The 16,894-nt window shown below is 71.5% G+C and carries 14 protein-coding genes; 3 read left to right on the top strand and 11 right to left on the bottom strand.

The window, feature by feature from the left end:
* The 3 genes from VFL99_RS06435 to VFL99_RS06425 all read right to left on the bottom strand — a co-directional run.
* A partial coding sequence (locus tag VFL99_RS06435) for an SIP domain-containing protein (protein WP_414713726.1) occupies positions 1-252 on the bottom strand: 252 nt, incomplete at its 3' end.
* Positions 252-1,529: a class I SAM-dependent methyltransferase gene (locus VFL99_RS06430; protein ID WP_325105508.1), complete on the bottom strand. Its 1,278-nt coding sequence runs from the start codon at positions 1,527-1,529 to the stop codon at positions 252-254. The genes VFL99_RS06430 and VFL99_RS06435, both read right to left, overlap by 1 nt.
* Entirely contained in the window at positions 1,526-2,887 is a 1,362-nt protein-coding gene (locus VFL99_RS06425; protein WP_325105507.1) for an FAD-binding oxidoreductase, read from the bottom strand. The genes VFL99_RS06430 and VFL99_RS06425 overlap by 4 nt, the downstream gene beginning before the upstream one ends.
* Before the next feature lie 169 nt (positions 2,888-3,056).
* Here VFL99_RS06425 and VFL99_RS06420 point away from each other — a divergent pair, with 169 nt between their 5' ends.
* Complete coding sequence (locus VFL99_RS06420) at positions 3,057-6,479, top strand: pyruvate carboxylase (protein WP_325105509.1); 3,423 nt, start codon at positions 3,057-3,059, stop codon at positions 6,477-6,479.
* Between the two features lie 19 nt (positions 6,480-6,498).
* On the opposite strand, the gene VFL99_RS06415 is transcribed toward VFL99_RS06420, so the two are convergent.
* Positions 6,499-7,362: a G1 family glutamic endopeptidase gene (locus VFL99_RS06415; RefSeq protein ID WP_325105506.1), complete on the bottom strand. Its 864-nt coding sequence runs from the start codon at positions 7,360-7,362 to the stop codon at positions 6,499-6,501.
* A gap of 61 nt (positions 7,363-7,423) precedes the next feature.
* Positions 7,424-8,707, bottom strand: coding sequence for an MFS transporter (locus VFL99_RS06410; RefSeq protein WP_325105505.1), 1,284 nt, complete (start codon positions 8,705-8,707; stop codon positions 7,424-7,426).
* Between the two features lie 16 nt (positions 8,708-8,723).
* On the opposite strand from VFL99_RS06410, the gene VFL99_RS06405 reads away from it, so the two are divergent.
* Positions 8,724-9,293 (top strand): TetR/AcrR family transcriptional regulator, encoded by a 570-nt coding sequence (locus VFL99_RS06405; RefSeq protein WP_325105504.1) that lies wholly within the window; start codon positions 8,724-8,726, stop codon positions 9,291-9,293.
* Positions 9,294-9,395: 102 nt separating this feature from the next.
* Here VFL99_RS06405 and VFL99_RS06400 read toward each other — a convergent pair whose 3' ends face one another.
* The 6 genes from VFL99_RS06400 to VFL99_RS06375 form a co-directional block, all read right to left on the bottom strand.
* Positions 9,396-11,405, bottom strand: a complete 2,010-nt coding sequence (locus VFL99_RS06400) for a DUF2207 domain-containing protein (protein WP_325105503.1) — start codon at positions 11,403-11,405, stop codon at positions 9,396-9,398.
* Positions 11,406-11,427: 22 nt separating this feature from the next.
* A complete protein-coding gene (gene smpB / locus VFL99_RS06395; RefSeq protein ID WP_325105502.1) occupies positions 11,428-11,898 on the bottom strand; it encodes an SsrA-binding protein SmpB in 471 nt (156 codons plus the stop codon).
* Between the two features lie 126 nt (positions 11,899-12,024).
* Positions 12,025-13,269: a peptidoglycan DD-metalloendopeptidase family protein gene (locus tag VFL99_RS06390; RefSeq protein ID WP_325105501.1), complete on the bottom strand. Its 1,245-nt coding sequence runs from the start codon at positions 13,267-13,269 to the stop codon at positions 12,025-12,027.
* A gap of 212 nt (positions 13,270-13,481) precedes the next feature.
* A complete protein-coding gene (gene ftsX, locus VFL99_RS06385; protein WP_325105500.1) occupies positions 13,482-14,396 on the bottom strand; it encodes a permease-like cell division protein FtsX in 915 nt (304 codons plus the stop codon).
* Between the two features lie 39 nt (positions 14,397-14,435).
* Positions 14,436-15,125, bottom strand: coding sequence for a cell division ATP-binding protein FtsE (gene ftsE / locus VFL99_RS06380; protein ID WP_325105499.1), 690 nt, complete (start codon positions 15,123-15,125; stop codon positions 14,436-14,438).
* Positions 15,126-15,292: 167 nt separating this feature from the next.
* Positions 15,293-16,291, bottom strand: a complete 999-nt coding sequence (locus VFL99_RS06375) for a LacI family DNA-binding transcriptional regulator (RefSeq protein WP_325105498.1) — start codon at positions 16,289-16,291, stop codon at positions 15,293-15,295.
* Between the two features lie 195 nt (positions 16,292-16,486).
* Here VFL99_RS06375 and VFL99_RS06370 point away from each other — a divergent pair.
* The coding region (locus tag VFL99_RS06370; RefSeq protein ID WP_325105497.1) for a FadR/GntR family transcriptional regulator at positions 16,487-16,894 on the top strand (408 nt) is incomplete at its 3' end.

Here is a 16,894-nt window from a genome sequence, read left to right as displayed (position 1 = left end):
CTGTGCCCACTCGGTGACCAGCCCCTCGTCGTGCACGACGACGTCGAGCACCAGCTCACCGGCGAACCACGACCGAACCGTGTAGTAGCGGGTCTGGAACTGTCCGGGCACGGTCAGCGGCACCCACTCGTCGGGAATGCCGGTGGACATGAACCCGTCGAGGTTGCCGATGACGAGCCGGACCAGGTGCGGGCTGAGCACCTCGCGCGCGAGCACCGTGCCGGGCAACGCCGGGCCGCCGCGAGAGGCCATCAGATGCCGAACGTGTGCCGCAGCGGGTAGCCGCTGACGCCGTCGGCGTCGGTCCTGGTGGCGAGCACGTGGTGCAGCTGGATCTCATTGCGTTCGAAGGAGAGTCGCGACCCGGCCATGTAGAGCCCCCACACCCTCGCGGTGGCCTCACCGACCTCGGCGACGCACTCGTCCCAGTTCTCGACGAGGTTGTGGCACCAGCCGGCCAGCGTCTTCGCGTAGTGCACCCGGAAGTTCTCCTCGTGCTGCACCTCGAGCCCGACGTCCTGCGCCTCGGTGATGATCCGTCCCGATCCGGTGAGCTCGCCGTCGGGGAACACGTAGCGGTCGATGAACGCGCCCGTGTCCTCCTTCTTGTTGTGCGGCCGGGTGATGCAGTGGTTGAGCAGCCGGCCGTGCGGCTTGAGCCTGTCCCGCAGGAACCCGAAGTAGGCCGGGTAGTTCTTCACCCCGATGTGCTCGGTCAGGCCGATCGAGCTGACCGCGTCGAAGTCGCGCTCCTCGACGTTGCGGTAGTCGAGGTGACGCACCTCGGCCAGGTGGTCGAGCCCCTCCTCCTTGATCCGCTGCTGGGCCCACGTCGCCTGCTCCCGGGAGAGGGTGACACCGAGCGCGCGAACGCCGTACTCCCTGGCCGCGTGACGGACCATGCCGCCCCAGCCGCAGCCGACGTCGAGCAGCCGTTGCCCCTGCTGGAGGTCGAGCTTGCGGGCGATCAGGTCGTACTTGTTGGCCTGCGCCTCCTCCAGCGTGGCGTCCTCGCTCGGGAAGACCGCACAGGTGTAGGTCATCGACGGCCCCAGCACCAGCTCGTAGAAGCGGTTCGAGACGTCGTAGTGGTGGTGGATCACCTCGGCGTCCCGCTGCTGGGAGTGCCGCAGGCCCTCGACGGCGCGCCGCCACCGGGGCAGGTGCTCCTGGGCGGGCGGGACCGGCGGCTTGAGGTGCTCCAGGCCGAGACCGCGCACCAGCGCGAGCGCCTCCGCCGCGCCCGGCCGACGGAACTTCAGGCCACTCTTGATCTCGCGCAGCGCCGGGTAGGGGTCGCCCGGGTGCACGCCGCTGACCTCGAGGTCGCCGGAGACGTACGCCCGGCCGAGGCCGAGGTCGCCGGGCGCGGTCATGAGGTAGGACAGCCCTCGCTCGTTCCTGACGTGGATGGCGAAGGCCGCGTCCTCGGCGCCTGCGGCACTGCCGTCATAGGCCGTGATCCGCACCGGCACCGTGCCGACGAGCAGCTGGTCGAACGCCTCGGCGATCGGGATCCGGGAACTCATCGTCTGCGCACCGCCTTGTCGTAGAGGGTCATCAGTCGGTCGTCGGGGTCGTAGCGCTTCTTCACCGCCGCCAGGTTGGCACCGTCGTAGAGCGCGTCGAAGGTGGCCGGGTCGTAGAACGACTCGGAGTAGAGGCTCTTGTGGCCGTCGAGCTCGTGGACCTGGGCCTCGATGGCCCGGTTCAGCGGCCCCTGGTCGGCGTCAGGCCCGACCGGCACTGCGCCCCAGAAGCCCACGTTGACGTAGGTGGTCCCCTGGCGCAGGGGGTACGACGGCCACACCGGCGACTGCTCCCGCAGGCGCAGCGGGCAGAGCCACACCGGCCGCATCCCGACCTCGTCGTCGAACCAGTCCAGGAAGTCCCCGAGCCGGTCGACCGGGACCTCGATGTCCTGGATGACCCGCTCGCGCTTCGGCCTTCCGGCGCGACGGTCGAGGCGGTCCATCACGCGGTACTTGAGGTCCAGCCCGACCAGCCGGTGGTAGACGTCGGACCGCTTGAGCCGGCGCGGCCACAGCCGGCGCACCACCGGGTGCTGCACCCCGAACGCGCCGCTGCACCAGAACCAGTCGGTGTCCCAGCGCCACAGGTAGTCGTAGGTCGTCAGCAGGTCGGTCGACCGCTGCTGGATCGAGCGGTAGTAGATGCGCTGCCCGGTGTAGTCGCTGGTCGCGCCGGCCTCGTCGGTCCAACGCGCCAGGGTCAGGTAGAGCTCGCCCGGCGCGAACGCGACGCCGTCCATCCCGTCGACCCGCTCGCCCTGCCACTCCCGGGTGTCGGTGATCTCGGCGATCGCGCGCTGGAGCGCGTCGGTGTCGGTGAACCGGACGTGCCGGAGGGCGACGTCGGCCGACACAGGCTCCAGCTCGATCCGCAGCCGGGTGGCATAGCCGAGCGAGCCGTAGGAGTTGGGGAAGGTGCGGAACAGCTCCGCGTGCTCGCCGTGGGGCGTGGCGGTGACGACGTCACCGGAGCCGGTGAGCACCTCCAGCTCCAGGACCGACTCGTGGGGCAGCCCGTTGCGGAAGGAGGAGGACTCGATGCCGAGGCCGGTCACCGCGCCGCCAATGGTGATCGTCTTGAGCTGGGGGACCACGAGGGGCATCAGCCCGTGCGCGAGGGTCGCGCCGACGAGGTCCTCGTAGGTCGTCATCGCCTGCACGTCACAGGTCCGGGCCTGCGGGTCGACGGACAGCACGCGGTGGAAGCCGCTCACGTCGAGCCCGGGGCGCTCGGCCTCCGCGCGCGGGCGGAAGAGGTTGGAGGTCCGCTTGGCCAGCCGAACCGGCTCGCCGGGCGGGATCGCCGCGTACTGCGCCTCCAGGGCGCTACGAGCCTGCTCGTGCTGTGCCTCCATACCGCCTCCGAACCTACCGTGACCTCGCATGAGCATGCTGCCGCGTCTCCCGCGTCCACGCATCCTACGGAGGCGCGTCTCACCATGGTGACGGCACCGGAGGTGCCGCCGAGACACTTCTACCATCGAGGCAATGTCCGAGATGGTCCGCCGGAGCGAAGGAGCCCCGATGTTCCAGAAGGTCCTGGTCGCCAACCGCGGCGAGATCGCCGTGCGCGCCTTCCGCGCCGCGCACGAGCTCGGCGCGACGACGGTCGCCGTGTTCCCCTACGAGGACCGCGCCAGCGAACACCGGCTCAAGGCCGACGAGGCCTACGAGATCGGGGAGCCCGGACATCCGGTCCGCGCGTACCTCGACCCCGAGGAGATCGTCCGGGTCGCCGTGGCGTGCGGCGCGGACGCGGTCTATCCGGGTTATGGCTTCCTGTCGGAGAACCCGGCGCTGGCCGAGGCGTGTGACGCGGCCGGGTTGACGTTCGTCGGCCCGCCGGCGCAGGTGCTGCACCTGACCGGCAACAAGGCGCGGGCGATCGCGGCGGCCCGTTCGGCGGGCCTGCCGACGCTGCGCGGCTCGGCGCCGAGCGCGGACGCCGAGGATCTGGTGGCGGCGGCCGAGGAGGTCGGGTTCCCGCTGTTCGTCAAGGCGGTCGCCGGCGGCGGTGGTCGGGGCATGCGGCGGGTCGAGCGGGCCGAGCAGCTGCGCCCGGCCCTCGACGCGGCGATGCGGGAGGCGGAGTCGGCGTTCGGCGACCCGACCGTGTTCCTCGAGGAGGCCGTGGTGAATCCGCGGCACATCGAGGTGCAGGTGCTCTGCGACGCGCGCAACAGCGGCGACGTCGCGGGAGCCGCGAGCGCGGACAGCCGGGTGCACCTGTTCGAGCGGGACTGCTCGGTACAGCGCCGGCACCAGAAGGTCGTCGAGATCGCGCCGGCGCCGGGCCTCGATCCCGAGCTGCGCGAGCGGATCTGCGCCGATGCGCTCGCCTTCGCACGGGAGATCGGTTACGTCAACGCCGGCACGGTGGAGTTCCTCCTGTCGCCGGACGGGCGCTACCGATTCATCGAGATGAACCCGCGGATCCAGGTCGAGCACACCGTCACCGAGGAGATCACCGACGTCGACCTCGTCGGCTCCCAGCTGCGGATCGCCTCCGGCGCGACCCTGGACGACCTCGGGCTGCGCCAGGAGGACCTGCGCATCCGCGGGGCAGCGCTGCAGTGCCGCATCACCACCGAGGACCCCGCCAACGGGTTCCGCCCCGACACGGGCACCATCAGCGTCTACCGGTCCGCCGGCGGCGCGGGCGTCCGGCTGGACGGCGGCACCGTCTTCGTCGGCGCCCGCATCGGTGCCCATTTCGACTCGATGCTGGTCAAGCTCACCTGCCGCGGGCGCGACTTCCCCACCGCGGTGAACCGGGCGCGACGGGCGTTGGCGGAGTTCCGGATCCGCGGCGTCTCCACCAACATCCCCTTCCTGCAGGCGCTGCTGGAGGAGCCCGACTTCGTCGCGGGCCGGCTGTCCACCTCGTTCATCGACGAGCGCCCCTACCTCACCACGGCGCGGGTTCCCGCCGACCGGGGCACACGGCTGCTCACCTACCTGGCCGACGTCACCGTGAACAAGCCGTATGGCGAGTCACTCACCTCGGTCTCCCCCACCGACAAGCTGCCCCAGCTGGACCTCGACGCTCCACCGCCGCCCGGCACGCGGGACCGCCTGCTCGTCGCCGGGCCGGCCGCCTTCGCGCGGGAGCTGCGCGAGCAGCAGCACGTCGCCGTCACCGACACCACGTTCCGGGACGCCCACCAGTCGCTGCTCGCCACCCGGGTGCGCACCCGCGACCTGGTCCAGGTCGCCGGCCACGTCGCCCGCCTGACCCCGCAGCTGCTCAGCGTCGAGGCGTGGGGAGGGGCGACGTATGACGTGGCGCTGCGCTTCCTGGCCGAGGATCCCTGGGAGCGCCTCGCCGCGCTGCGGGCCGCGATGCCGAACCTGCCGCTGCAGATGCTGCTGCGCGGGCGGAACACGGTGGGCTACACGCCCTACCCCACCCGCGTGACCGACGCCTTCGTCACCGAGGCGGCGCGCACCGGGGTGGACGTGTTCCGGATCTTCGACGCGCTCAACGACGTCGAGCAGATGCGCCCGGCCGTGGAGGCCGTGCTGGGCACCGGCACGGCCGTGGCGGAGGTGGCGCTGTGCTACACCGGGGACCTCACCAGCCCGGACGAGCGGCTCTACACCCTCGACTACTACCTGCGCCTCGCCGAGCGGATCGTCGCCACCGGCGCACACGTGCTGGCGATCAAGGACATGGCCGGCCTCCTGCGCGCGCCGGCGGCCACCCGGCTGGTGACCGCGCTGCGCGAGCGCTTCGACCTCCCGGTGCACCTGCACACCCACGACACCGCCGGCGGCCAGCTCGCGACCCTGCTCGCCGCGATCGAGGCCGGCGTCGACGCGGTGGACGTCGCCAGTGCGCCCATGTCGGGCACGACCAGCCAGCCCTCGATGTCCGCCCTGGTGGCGGCCACCGACGGCACGTCACGCGCCACCGGCCTCGACCTGACCGCGGTCATGGACCTCGAGCCGTACTGGGAGGCGGTCCGCGCGCTCTACCAGCCGTTCGAGTCGGGGCTGCGCTCCCCCACCGGCCGGGTCTACACCCACGAGATCCCCGGCGGCCAGCTGTCCAACCTGCGTCAGCAGGCCAAGGCGCTCGGCCTCGCCGACCGCTTCGAGGCGATCGAGGACATGTATGCCGCGGCCAACCGGATCCTGGGCAACCTGGTCAAGGTCACGCCCAGCTCGAAGGTCGTCGGCGACCTCGCCCTCGCGCTGGTCGGTGCCGGCGTGGACGCCCAGGACACAGCGAAGTTCGAGGCCGACCCCGCCTCCTTCGACATTCCCGACTCGGTGATCGGGTTCCTCGCCGGCGACCTCGGCGACCCGCCCGGCGGGTGGCCGGAACCCTTCCGCACCAAGGCACTCCAGGGGCGCACCGTCCGGCACACCGCCGGCGACCTCACCGACGACGAGCAGCGGGCGCTGGCCGCCGAACCACGCGCCACGCTCAACCGGCTGCTCTTCCCCGGCCCCACCGAGCAGCTGGAGAAGTCCCGGGCGGCCTACTCCGACCTGTCCGTCGTGCCCACCCGGGAGTTCCTGCACGGCCTCGCGCCCGGCCAGGAGCACGCCGTCGACCTCGAGCCGGGCAAGCGGCTGCTGCTCGGCGTGCAGGCAGTCAGCGAGCCGGACGCCCAGGGCATGCGCACCGTCATGTGCACCGTCAACGGGCAGCTGCGTCCAGTGCGGGTCCGCGACCGCTCCGTGGAGGCCGACGTCACGCCGACCGAGCGGGCCAACCCCAGCGTGCCCGGTCAGGTCGCCGCGCCGTTCGCCGGGGTGGTGACCCTCGCGGTCCAGCCGGGCGCCACGGTCGAGGCCGGCGCCACCGTCGCCACCATCGAGGCGATGAAGATGGAGGCGGCCATCACCACCCCGGTCGGCGGCCGGGTTGAACGGGTCACCATCAGCGGCCAGCAACAGGTGGAAGGCGGCGACCTGCTCGTCGTCGTGGTGCCCTGACCGGACTTGGGCCGGCCGGTCAGCCGGCCGACACCACCCTGAAGGCATCGTCGTTGAGCCTCTCCGGCAGTGCCAGCGTCGCGCCGTTGCCGTCCGCCATCGTGACGGCCTGGCCGCTCGTGAGTGAGCGCGGTCCCGCGGTGGTGTAGGCGGAGATCTCGTCGAAGTAGACGGCGCCGAACCGTGCCAAGGGGTTGAACGGGTCGTCGAGGGCGCCCCGGCTGATGCCTGCCTCGACCGTGACTGCCGGTGGGTACCCGCTGTCGAAGCTGAAGTTGACCGTCTGCGACCGGGTCTCGTTCGCCAGCACGTAGGTGGCCCGCCCGGGCGGATTCGTGTCCAGGCACATCGACCCGCTCATCAGGTCCCCCGGCTCGACCGGGAGGCCGACCGGGTCGACGCCCGGCACGGTGACCCTGGCGCTGACGTTCTCGGCGGCGTCCACCCCCATCTCGACGTGGACATCGAGGAAGCCCAGGCTCACGAAGGTGTGGAACTGGTCGGCGCCGTGCGTGGACGAGACGTAGCGCAGGTTCGGCACGGTCCACTTCACGAACAGCGCGGTGAAGGGCGCTGCCACGCTCGTGAGGGTGTAACCACAGACCTGCGTGGGCTCCAGACGCGGGGCCAGCGCCGGCGTCCCCCGCTGCTGTGGGGTCCGCTGGGGCAGCTGCGCCTCGACGTGGTCGAAGGCGCGGTACCGGCGAGCCTGCCGCTCCCACAAGGCGGCGAGACCGGGTTGGGTCTGCGGATCGGGTCGCTGCGGGAGCCCGTACCGGGCCAGGTCCTTCGGCCCGGCGGTCAACGGGTCGAAATCTCTCGGGGGCGGGGCGGTCCTGGTCCTGTCCTTGTCACGACGGTCGAGGCGTGTCTGGTCGTTCATGACGCCCTCCGTTCTTGCGCCCCGTGCGGCGCAGTGGCCTCGGGATGGCAGACGATCCACGCTATGCCGTCCGATGTCCGGGCACAGCACTTTCGGCGTTACTCGCCGGTCGGGCTCTTCGCGGTGCGGGCGCATCGGATCGGGCTCTGCCGCGGAGGACCCCGGCGAGGAGGAGGACGACGACGCCCGCCATCGGGACGACCAGCAGGCCGACCCGCAGTCCGGCGGTGTCGGCGACCGTGCCGACGAGCGGTGGTGACAACAGGAACCCGAGGCGCATGAGCCAGGAGACGACGGTCAGGCCGGTCCCGTGCCGCAGGCCGGGCAGCGCGTCGGCCGCCTGCATCGCGGCAGGCACGAGGGTGGCCACCCCGAACCCCGCGGCGGCGAACCCGCCGATCGTGCCCAGCACCGTCGGGAAGGCCAGTGCGAGTCCCATACCGACGGCCGTGATGACTCCGCCGGCACGCGCCACGGCGCGTTGGCCGAAGCGGTCCACCAGCCGGTCGCCGATCATGCGACCGACGAACTGGGCTCCGACCAGCGCGATGTAGCCGGTGGCGGCGATCGCCGCGGGGGCGCTCAACGAAGCGGACAGGTAGAGCGTGGCCCAGGAGCTCCCGGCGTCCTCCACCACGGTGCCGCAGATCGCGATCACCACCAGCGCGAGGAGCACGAGGGCGATCCGGGGGCTCAGGCCACCTCGGGACGCGGGCGCCGTCTCCTCGAGGTGGGAGACCGCCTCGACCGTCTGCTCGTCGTCGCGTCCGGGCAGGCAGAACCGCAGGGCGACGAGGGCGAGCGCCGAGAAGATCGCGCCGGAGACGGCGAGGTGCAGCCCGAGGGGGACGTGCAGGGCGATCGCGCCCGCGGCCATCGCGCCACCGAGGACGGCGCCGATGGACCACACGGCGTGGAAGGAGTTGATGATCGAGCGGCCGTAGCGGCGCTGCACCCGCAGCCCGTGCGCGTTCTGGGCGACGTCGGTGCAGGCGTCCATCGCTCCACCCAGGAAGAGGGCGGCGACGAGCAAGGCCAGGGAGGGGGCCAGCCCCGCCACCACGACGCAGAGCCCGGTGAGGAGGGTGCCGGCGACCGCGACCCGGGCCGAGCCGAAGCGGCGGATCAGGGTGCCGGCCGCCAAGCCGGCCGCGATCGCCCCCGCGGGGAACGCCGCGACGGCCAGCCCGTAGACGGTGTTCGCGAGGTGCAGCGCCGCCTTGATCTCGGGGTAGCGCGGCACGAGGTTGGCAAAGAGCGCACCGTTGGTGAGGAACAGGGCGGCGACAGCCATCCGCGCCCGCCGGTCAGCCAGCACAGGCTCGGCCCGCGTATCGACGTGCATGTGTACGATCGTACACATGAGTGCGGCTGAGCCGATCCTTCGCGTGCGTCGGCACGACCCGGACCGCCGGGCGCGGATCATCGACGCCTGCCTCGGGGTCATCGCCGAGCGCGGCGTGGCCGGGACCTCCCACCGGCTGGTCGCGGCCGCCGCCGACGTGCCCCTCGGGTCGATGACCTACCACTTCGCCGGGATGGGAGAGCTGCTGCACGAGGCGTTCTCCCGGTTCGCGGCATCGGTCAGTGACCGGTTCGAGCGGCGCATGGCCGCGGCGCGTGACCTGCCGGAGGCGAAGGAGGCCGTCGCCCTGCTCATCACCGAGGACGTCTTCGGAACCCAGGACGACCTCGTCCTGACTCACGAGCTCTACACCCTCGCCGCCCGGGATCCGGCCTACCGCGACCTGACGAATGCCTGGATGCGCAGCAGCCGCGCCGCCCTGGAGCGGCACTTCGACCCGACGACCGCACGTCTCGTGGACGCCCTCATCGAGGGACTGACCATCCACCGTGCCCTGGACACCGCACCGCAGGACCCCGCAGTGGTGCGGGAGGCGATCGAACGCGTCACCCGCATGGCCTCCTGACACCTCAGTCCAGCTGCCGGGCCGGGCATGCGCCGAAGACCGCGGAACCGGGCGACGTCGCGGTCCTTGCTGATCCGCATCGCACCGCGAGACGTCAAGAGGTCACCACGAGCTGGAGCCGCCTCCACCGCCACCGCCGCCGGAGAAGCCCCCGCCGAACCCGCCGCCGCTGAAGCCACTGCCGCCCGAGGACCCCGGCGTGCTGGTGAAGGTGCCGCTGGCCATGGTGGAGAAGTTGTCGACGCCGTCGGCGATCCCGGCGAACCCGCCGAAGTTCGGCGACCCCGCGAACAGGTACCACGTCGGCATCACCAACGGCTGCCCCGCCGCCTCGGCCGCCTCCGCCACCTGCCCGAAGACCCGCGCCCACCGGTCGGCGACGCCGAAGACGATGGCGTAGGGCAGGTAGCGGCTGAAGACGTCCTGCGCCTCCTCGAACCGGATCTGGTCGGCCTCGGCCGTGGTGAGGTACTCCCGGAAGCCGTCCGACTGCGCCAGCACCGCACTGCCCACGGCGGTACGCGCCGGCATCCGCTTGCCCAGCACCCAGATCAGCGCGCCCGCGAGCGCCAGCCCCAGGGCGAGGATGACCCCGGAGGGGATGCCCAGGCTGAGTCCGCCGCGCGCGTCGATGTCGCTGCTGCCGAAGCCGTAGAACCAGCCGGAGGCCACGCCGACGAAGAACACCACCGTGCCGAACGTCTTCCAGGCGCTCCGCGTGCGCTCCGGGGACTGGCGGAACCACCCACGGCGCACCGTCTCGGCATACATCTGCCGCTTGGCCGACTCGAGGCTGGTGTGGAAGTGGTTCTTCAGCTCCGAGAGCATCACGTCGTTGCCGCTGGCGAACAACCCTGACAGCACGGTCTGCTCGTAGGGGAGCAGCTGCTGCCCCTCCGGGGGATCGAGCCGGGTGAGCCGCCAGTCCTTGCGGCCGACCAGCTTTCCCAGGCCCCCGGACGGGATCTCCTCGATGCGCAGGAGCCCTCGGACCGCCAGGTCGACGACGGTGGCGCTCACGTCGATGGTGCCGGCGTCCTCGTCGATGATCGTCCCGACGAGGCCGGGCCGGACGCCGTCCGGAGGTGAGAAGCGCACGGCCACCGGACCCGCGCCGTCGCGCGTCGTGCCCACCTGCTCCCCCGGCGCGGGGATGACGCCGGGGGTGAGGCCCGCGAACCGCTCGTCGCGGCCGTTCCGCCACACCATGAGGCCCATGAAGCCCGCGGTCAGCAGCGGCACCGCGATCCCGACCCCGCTGCTGAGCAGGGTCACGGCCCGCGCGGCGTCCCCCGACAGGGAGGTTCCGCCGCCGCCAGCGTCCTCCGGCGACTGCGCGACGATGTCCTTGGAGGTGTCGGTGAAGCCCTTCTCCGGGAAGGCGGCGACCACCGTCATCCCCTGGTGGGGACCGAGCCCGACCGCGCTGAAGTGCGCCGCCCTGCCGGGCTTGGCGGGGCAGCGTTGGTCGCTGCGCGTGGCACCGACGTAGCAGGCAGCATCGGTCACCTTCCCGGGACCGGTGACGGTGATCGAGGCCTTGTCGGTCGGGATCGTCGTCTGCGTGCCGAGCACGTTCCAGTAGAGCTCGACGTGCCGCGTCGCGTTGGGCCCGGAGCTGGCCTGCTGCTTCGGCACGATCAGGTTGACCACGTGCGCCAGCGTGTAGTGCACGACGTAGGTCTGGGTGCCATGCACGGTCTGGTTCGGGTCGCCGATCCGCAGCACCGTGCTCGCCCCGAACTCACTGGTGTCCATCGCGGTCGGCGCCCCGGTCGGACTGGACGCACGCGCATCGGACAACGGGTAGAGCCGGGTCTTGTCCCCCGACTGGCCGTAGCCCTGCCGGGTGATGATGTTGCGCTTGATGCCGTGGTGCTCCCCCGGCCCGAACTGCCAGCGGATCCGCTCGGTGACGTCCACCGACCCGTCCGGCTGCACGGCATACGTGGCCGTGAAGGACAGGATCCGCTCGCCGGCCGCCGCCGCGTGCGCGGCGCCGGCCGGCAGCGCCACCACCATGGCCAGGGCGGCCACGACCGCCAGGAGCGCCAACCACCCGGTGTGGCGCTGCCCCCTCGACCACACGCCGCCCACGTGAGCCCCCGTCATACCCCTCGTCCCTTCGTTCGCTTCAGCGGTGGGTGCGGTGCGACATCGCCCGCTGTGCCTCGCGCTGGTCCTGGCGCTCGCGCAGCGCCTGCCGCTTGTCGTACTGCCGCTTGCCCTTGGCCAGTCCGATCTCGACCTTGGCGCGGCCGTCCTTGAAGTACAGCTCCAGCGGCACGATGGTGTGGCCGGCCTCGCGTGACTTGGCGATCAGCTTGTCGAGCTCGTGCCGGTGCAGCAGCAGCTTGCGCCGCCGCCGTGCGGAGTGGTTGGTCCACGTGCCCTGGACGTACTCGGGGATGTGCACGCCCTCGAGCCAGAGTTCACCGTCCCGCTCGGTGGCGAAACCGTCGACGAGGGAGGCGCGCCCCATCCGCAGCGACTTCACCTCGGTGCCCATGAGGGCCAGACCCGCCTCGAAGGTGTCCTCGATCGTGTAGTCGTGCCGCGCCTTGCGGTTGCGCGCCACGACCTTGCGACCCTGCTCCTTGGGCACCGCGCACCTCCTCCTCGTATGCCGAGTGCTCCCCTGACCGGCAACGCTACCTGCGGTGCCCGCTCCCGCGGAAACAGGTTGTGGACGGGCGGCCCGGACGGTCGGTGGCGCGTCGGTCGGGACCGGTCAGAACCAGGTGCGGGGGTTGACCGGCTTGCCGCTGTTGTGCGTCTCGAAGTGCAGGTGGCAGCCGGTGGACAGGCCGAAGTTGCCGACGTAACCGATGACCTCGCCGCGGTTGACGTGACCGCCCCACTTCACGATTCGGGACAGGTGGGCGTACCACGTCGTCAGGTCGGTGCCGCGGTGCCAGCCGTTGTCGATCACGACGAGGCGGCCGGCCTCGATGTTGGGTCCGGCGCTGACGACGGTCCCGGACGCGGCCGCGTGCACGGGAGTGCCGCAGGCGGCGCCGAAGTCCATGCCGGCGTGCAGCCGCCAGATGTGCAGGATCGGGTGCAGCCGCATCCCGAACTCTGAGGTGATCGGGGCGTTGACCGGATAGCTGAGGAAGCCGCTGGCGGCCGGAGCGGCCGGAGCCGGCGCGCTGCGCTGATCGGCCCGGGCGGCGCGCTGCTGGGCGGCGCGGCGGGCGGCCTCCCGGCGGGCCCGTTCCCGGGCGGCCTTGGCCAGCGCCTCGATCTTGCGCTGCAGCCGAGCGGACTCGGCCTTCGCCTTCTCGAGCCGCTGCAGCTCCGCACGCTTCTGCTTCTCGAACTCCTGGGCGTGCTGCTGCTGCTGGGCCGCGAGGTTCTCGAGGTCGCGCTTGGCGCGGTCGGCCTCGTCCCGCGCCTGCTGCGCCCGCTCGACGGCGGCCTGCGCCTTCGCCTTGAGCAGGGCGACCTGGTGCCGCACCGCCGACAGGTGCGCTTCGTTGGCGGTGGCCGCGGCCTGCTGGGCAGCCAGGCGGCGCACGGCGTCGTTCTGGACCCGCAGCACCGTGCCCACCATGGCCATGCGGTCGCCGAGGTCCTCGTTGCCGGCGAGCGCCTGCAACGCCATGTCGAGGTCTCCCATGCCGCCCTGCTGGTAGCTGCGGCGGGCGATCGCGCCGACGACGTCCTGGGTCTGCCGGGCCTTGGCCTTGGTGGAGCTGAGCTGGTCCTCGGCCTTGGCCTCGTCGGCCTGGGCAACCTCGAGCTGGGCCGCGACCTTCTGGTTGTAGGCCTGGGCGTCGGCGAGCTTGGCCTGGGCACGGCTCAGGTCCTTCTTGGCCTGCGCCACCTGCGCCTTGGTGTGCTTGAGCGTGGCGTAGGCCTTCGTCAGCGCGGCCGAGGTGTCCTGCACCTCGCCCTGCAGCTGGGTGACGTGCTTGTCGACGGCTCGCTTGCGGTCGTGCGGGTCGGCAACCCCCGACGGGGCGGACGCCACGGCCGCAACACCCACGAGGGACGCCGCGACCGCGCCGACGGTCAGCCGCTGCCAGGCCGATCTGCGGCAGCGCGCGCGTTCAGGAGTCACAGCCATCATTGGTACCAGCCGTCACAGCAGTAACAGGGGAACTTGGCCCCGGCGCGTCCGGGCCGGACCGGTGCAGGGCCGTCATCCGGGTGTCGGCGGGCGTCATACGGCGTCATCGGCAATCACACCCGGAGGTACCGGCGGAGGGTGAGCCAGGAGGTGAGGATCGAGAGCACTCCGCCACCGGCGGCGAGCCACGGCGCGATCGCCCAGACGTCGCCGACGCCGATGAAGCTGATCAGGTCGCCGGAGATGTTGGTGGCGAGGAACCCACTGATGCCGTAGTGGACCATCCCCCACAGCAACCCGACGGCCAGGCCGGCGCCGACGAGGGTCGCCAGCAGGGTCTCGATGACGAAGGGCAGGTGGATCACGAACGCCGAGGCGCCCACCAGCCGCATGATGCCGGTCTCCTTGCGACGGCTGAAGGCCGTCTGGCGGATGGTCGTCGCGATCAGCAGCACGGCACAGACGACCATGACGGCCGCCAGCCCGATCGCGCTGAGGCTCAACACGTTCAGGAACGTGAAGAACTTGTCGAGCAGCTTGCGCTGGTCCTGCACGGTCTCGACGCCGGGCGCTCCGACGAAGGCGCTGGAGACCACCTCGTACTTCGAGGGATCGGACAGCTGCACCCGGAAGCTCTCCGGCATCGAGTCCTTGGGGACGTTCTTGACGATGTCACTGCCCTTGAACTGCTCCTTGAAGCGTTCGTAGGCCTGGGCCGAGCTCTCGTGGTAGACCTTCTTGACCAACGGCTTGAGGTCCTCGAGGTCCTGGTGGACCTTGGTGCGCTGGGCGTCGGTGACGGCGCCGTCGGGGCAGGCCCGGGAGTCCGAGCGGTCGGTGCACAGGAAGATGGAGACCTGCACCTTGTCGTACCAGTAGCCCTTGGCGACGTCGACCTGCCGCTGGGCGAGCAGGCCGGAGCCGAGGAAGAACAGCGACACCATCGTCACCAGGACGACGGAGATCGCCATCGACTTGTTGCGGCGCAGGCCGTTGCCGATCTCGCTGAGGATGAACTGCAGGCGCATGGGTCTCTCTCGCAGGTCTCGGGGCTCGTGCGCGGCCGGTCAGGCGCTCTGGGCGTAGCCGCCGCGGGCCTGGTCGCGCACGACCCGTCCCTCGTCGAGCTCGATGACGCGCTTGCGGAAGGTGTCGACGATGCCGTTGTCGTGGGTGGCGACCACCAGCGTGGTGCCCGTGCGGTTGATCCGCTCCAGCACCGAGACGATCTCACGGCTGATCGTCGGGTCGAGGTTGCCGGTCGGCTCGTCGGCGAGCAGGATGGCGGGCTTCTTCACCACGGCGCGGGCGATGGCCACCCGCTGCTGCTCACCTCCGGACAGCTCGTGCGGCAGGCGCTTCTCCTTGCCCTCGAGGCCGACCAGCTCGAGCGTCTCGGGGACGAGCTGCTTGACCACGTGCCGGGGGCGGCCGAGGACCTGCAGCGCGAAGGCGACGTTCTGCTCGACGGTCTTGCCCGGCAGCAGCCGGAAGTCCTGGAAGACCGTGCCGATCTCGCGGCGCAGGGCCGGCACCTTGCGGTTCGGCAGCCTCCGCAGCTCCCGGCCGGCGACGAGGATCTCACCGGAGCTGGCGACCTGCTCGTGCGTGATCAGGCTCATCAGGGTGGACTTGCCCGAGCCGGAGGCGCCCACGACGAAGACGAACTCGCCGCGCTCGATCTCCAGGCTCACCCCGTCCAGTGCGGGACGGTCCTTGGCCGAGTACCGCTTCATGACGTTCTCGAACCGGATCATGGGGACACCTCGACAGACGCGAGCGGGGACAGCAGGGATGCTGCGGTCCCGGGGCGGGCCGCAGGCAGGGGCGCTCGCTTGCACCCGTGCGCCGACGAGGGTATGTCGGCCGCTCGCCTCATCGCGGGAGGCGCACCGCCCGGCGTGGTGACGTGGCGCCCTCCGGCTCAGCCCGGCCGCAGCGAGCTCTGGCGCACGATGAGTTCGGTGGACAGCGTCACGTGGCGGGGGCGCTGCGGTGCCGAGCGCTGGATGCGCTCGGTCAGCAGCCGGGCCGCGGTGGCGCCGATGTCGTAGGCCGGCTGCGCCACGACGGTGAGCGGGGGGTCGACCAGTCGCGCCCACGGAGCGTCGTCGAAGGCGACGAGCCCGACGTCCCGTCCCGGTTTGAGTCCCCGGTCCGTCAGCGCCTGCAGGGCCCCGAGCGCCATCGTGGCGTTCGCGACGAAGAACGCGTCCGGTGGCCTGCGCTCCCCCAGCAGCGACAGCGTCGCGGCGTGGGCGGCCTCCACCTGGAAGTTGGTGTGCCGGATGAGGGAGGTGGCCGGTCGCCGGCGCGCGTCCTTCACGGCGTCGAGGTAACCCTGCAGTCGCTGCTCGGCCGTGTCGGCGTACTCCGGGCCGGTGATGCACGCCGGGCGGCGCCAGCCGCTCGCGAAGAGGTGCTCCGTCGCCTCGCGGGCTCCGGCGCGCGAGTGCACCATGACCGAGTCCACGGGCGTCCGGACCGTGCGGTCGATCGTCACCACGGGGATCGAGGCCTGGACCATGCGGCTGATGTCGCTGCCCCGCATGTTCGGGGAGATGATCACGCCGGCCACCTGCTCCTGCTCGGCGACCTGCAGGTAGCGGTCCTCCTTGTGCTTGTCCTCGTCGGCGTTGCACAGCAGGACCGAGAACCCCCGCTCGCGGGCGATGTCCTCGACGCCGCGCGCGACGGCGGTGAAGAAGGGGTTCTCGATGTCGGAGATGATCAGCGCCCAGACGTCGGTGCGCTGTCGGCGCAGGTTGCGTGCCACACCGTTGGGCCGGTAGCCGAGCTCGGCAGCGGCTGCGCGCACGCGTTCGGCCAGGGCGGGGTCAACCGTCCCGACGTTGTTGAGGGCACGCGACACCGTCGCCGCCGACACGCCGGCGCGGTTGGCGACGTCGATGATCTTGGCCACGGGCACAGCCTAGAGGTGAGCAATCGTTTGCTGCCGGGGCGGGACGGAGCCTCGAGGCGGGGCCGCTGCCGGGGCGGGACGGGGCCTCGAGCCTGACACAGCGGCGAAACGTCTTGGCTGGGACGGCGACGCAGTCCGGCTGGTTAGGGTGACTCCAAGCATCGGATGTCTGGGTTCACGGCGAGAGGACCGGCCATGGCGGTCACCGACGAGGCAATCACCAAGTTGAAGCAGATGATCATGGAGGGCGAGCTGCGCCCCGGCGCGCGGCTTCCGCGCGAGCCCGACCTCGCCCGCCGGCTGGGGCTGTCCCGGAACTCCCTGCGGGAGGCGGTCAAGGCGCTGTCCCTCATCCACGTGCTCGACGTGCGGCAGGGCGACGGCACCTATGTGACGAGCCTCGAACCGAGCCTGCTCCTCGATGCCATGGCGTTCGTCGTCGACTTCCACCAGGACGACACCGTCCTGCACTTCCTCGAGGTCCGTCGCATCCTCGAGCCCGCGGCGACGGCCATGGCGGCAACGGCCATGCCCGAGGACGAGATCGCCGCCCTGCAGGACCTCTTGGACAAGGTGGAGAACGATCCGTCGGTCGACGACCTG

Source organism: Segeticoccus sp. (assembly GCF_035708005.1).
This window is presented reverse-complemented; position numbering and strand designations above follow the sequence as displayed.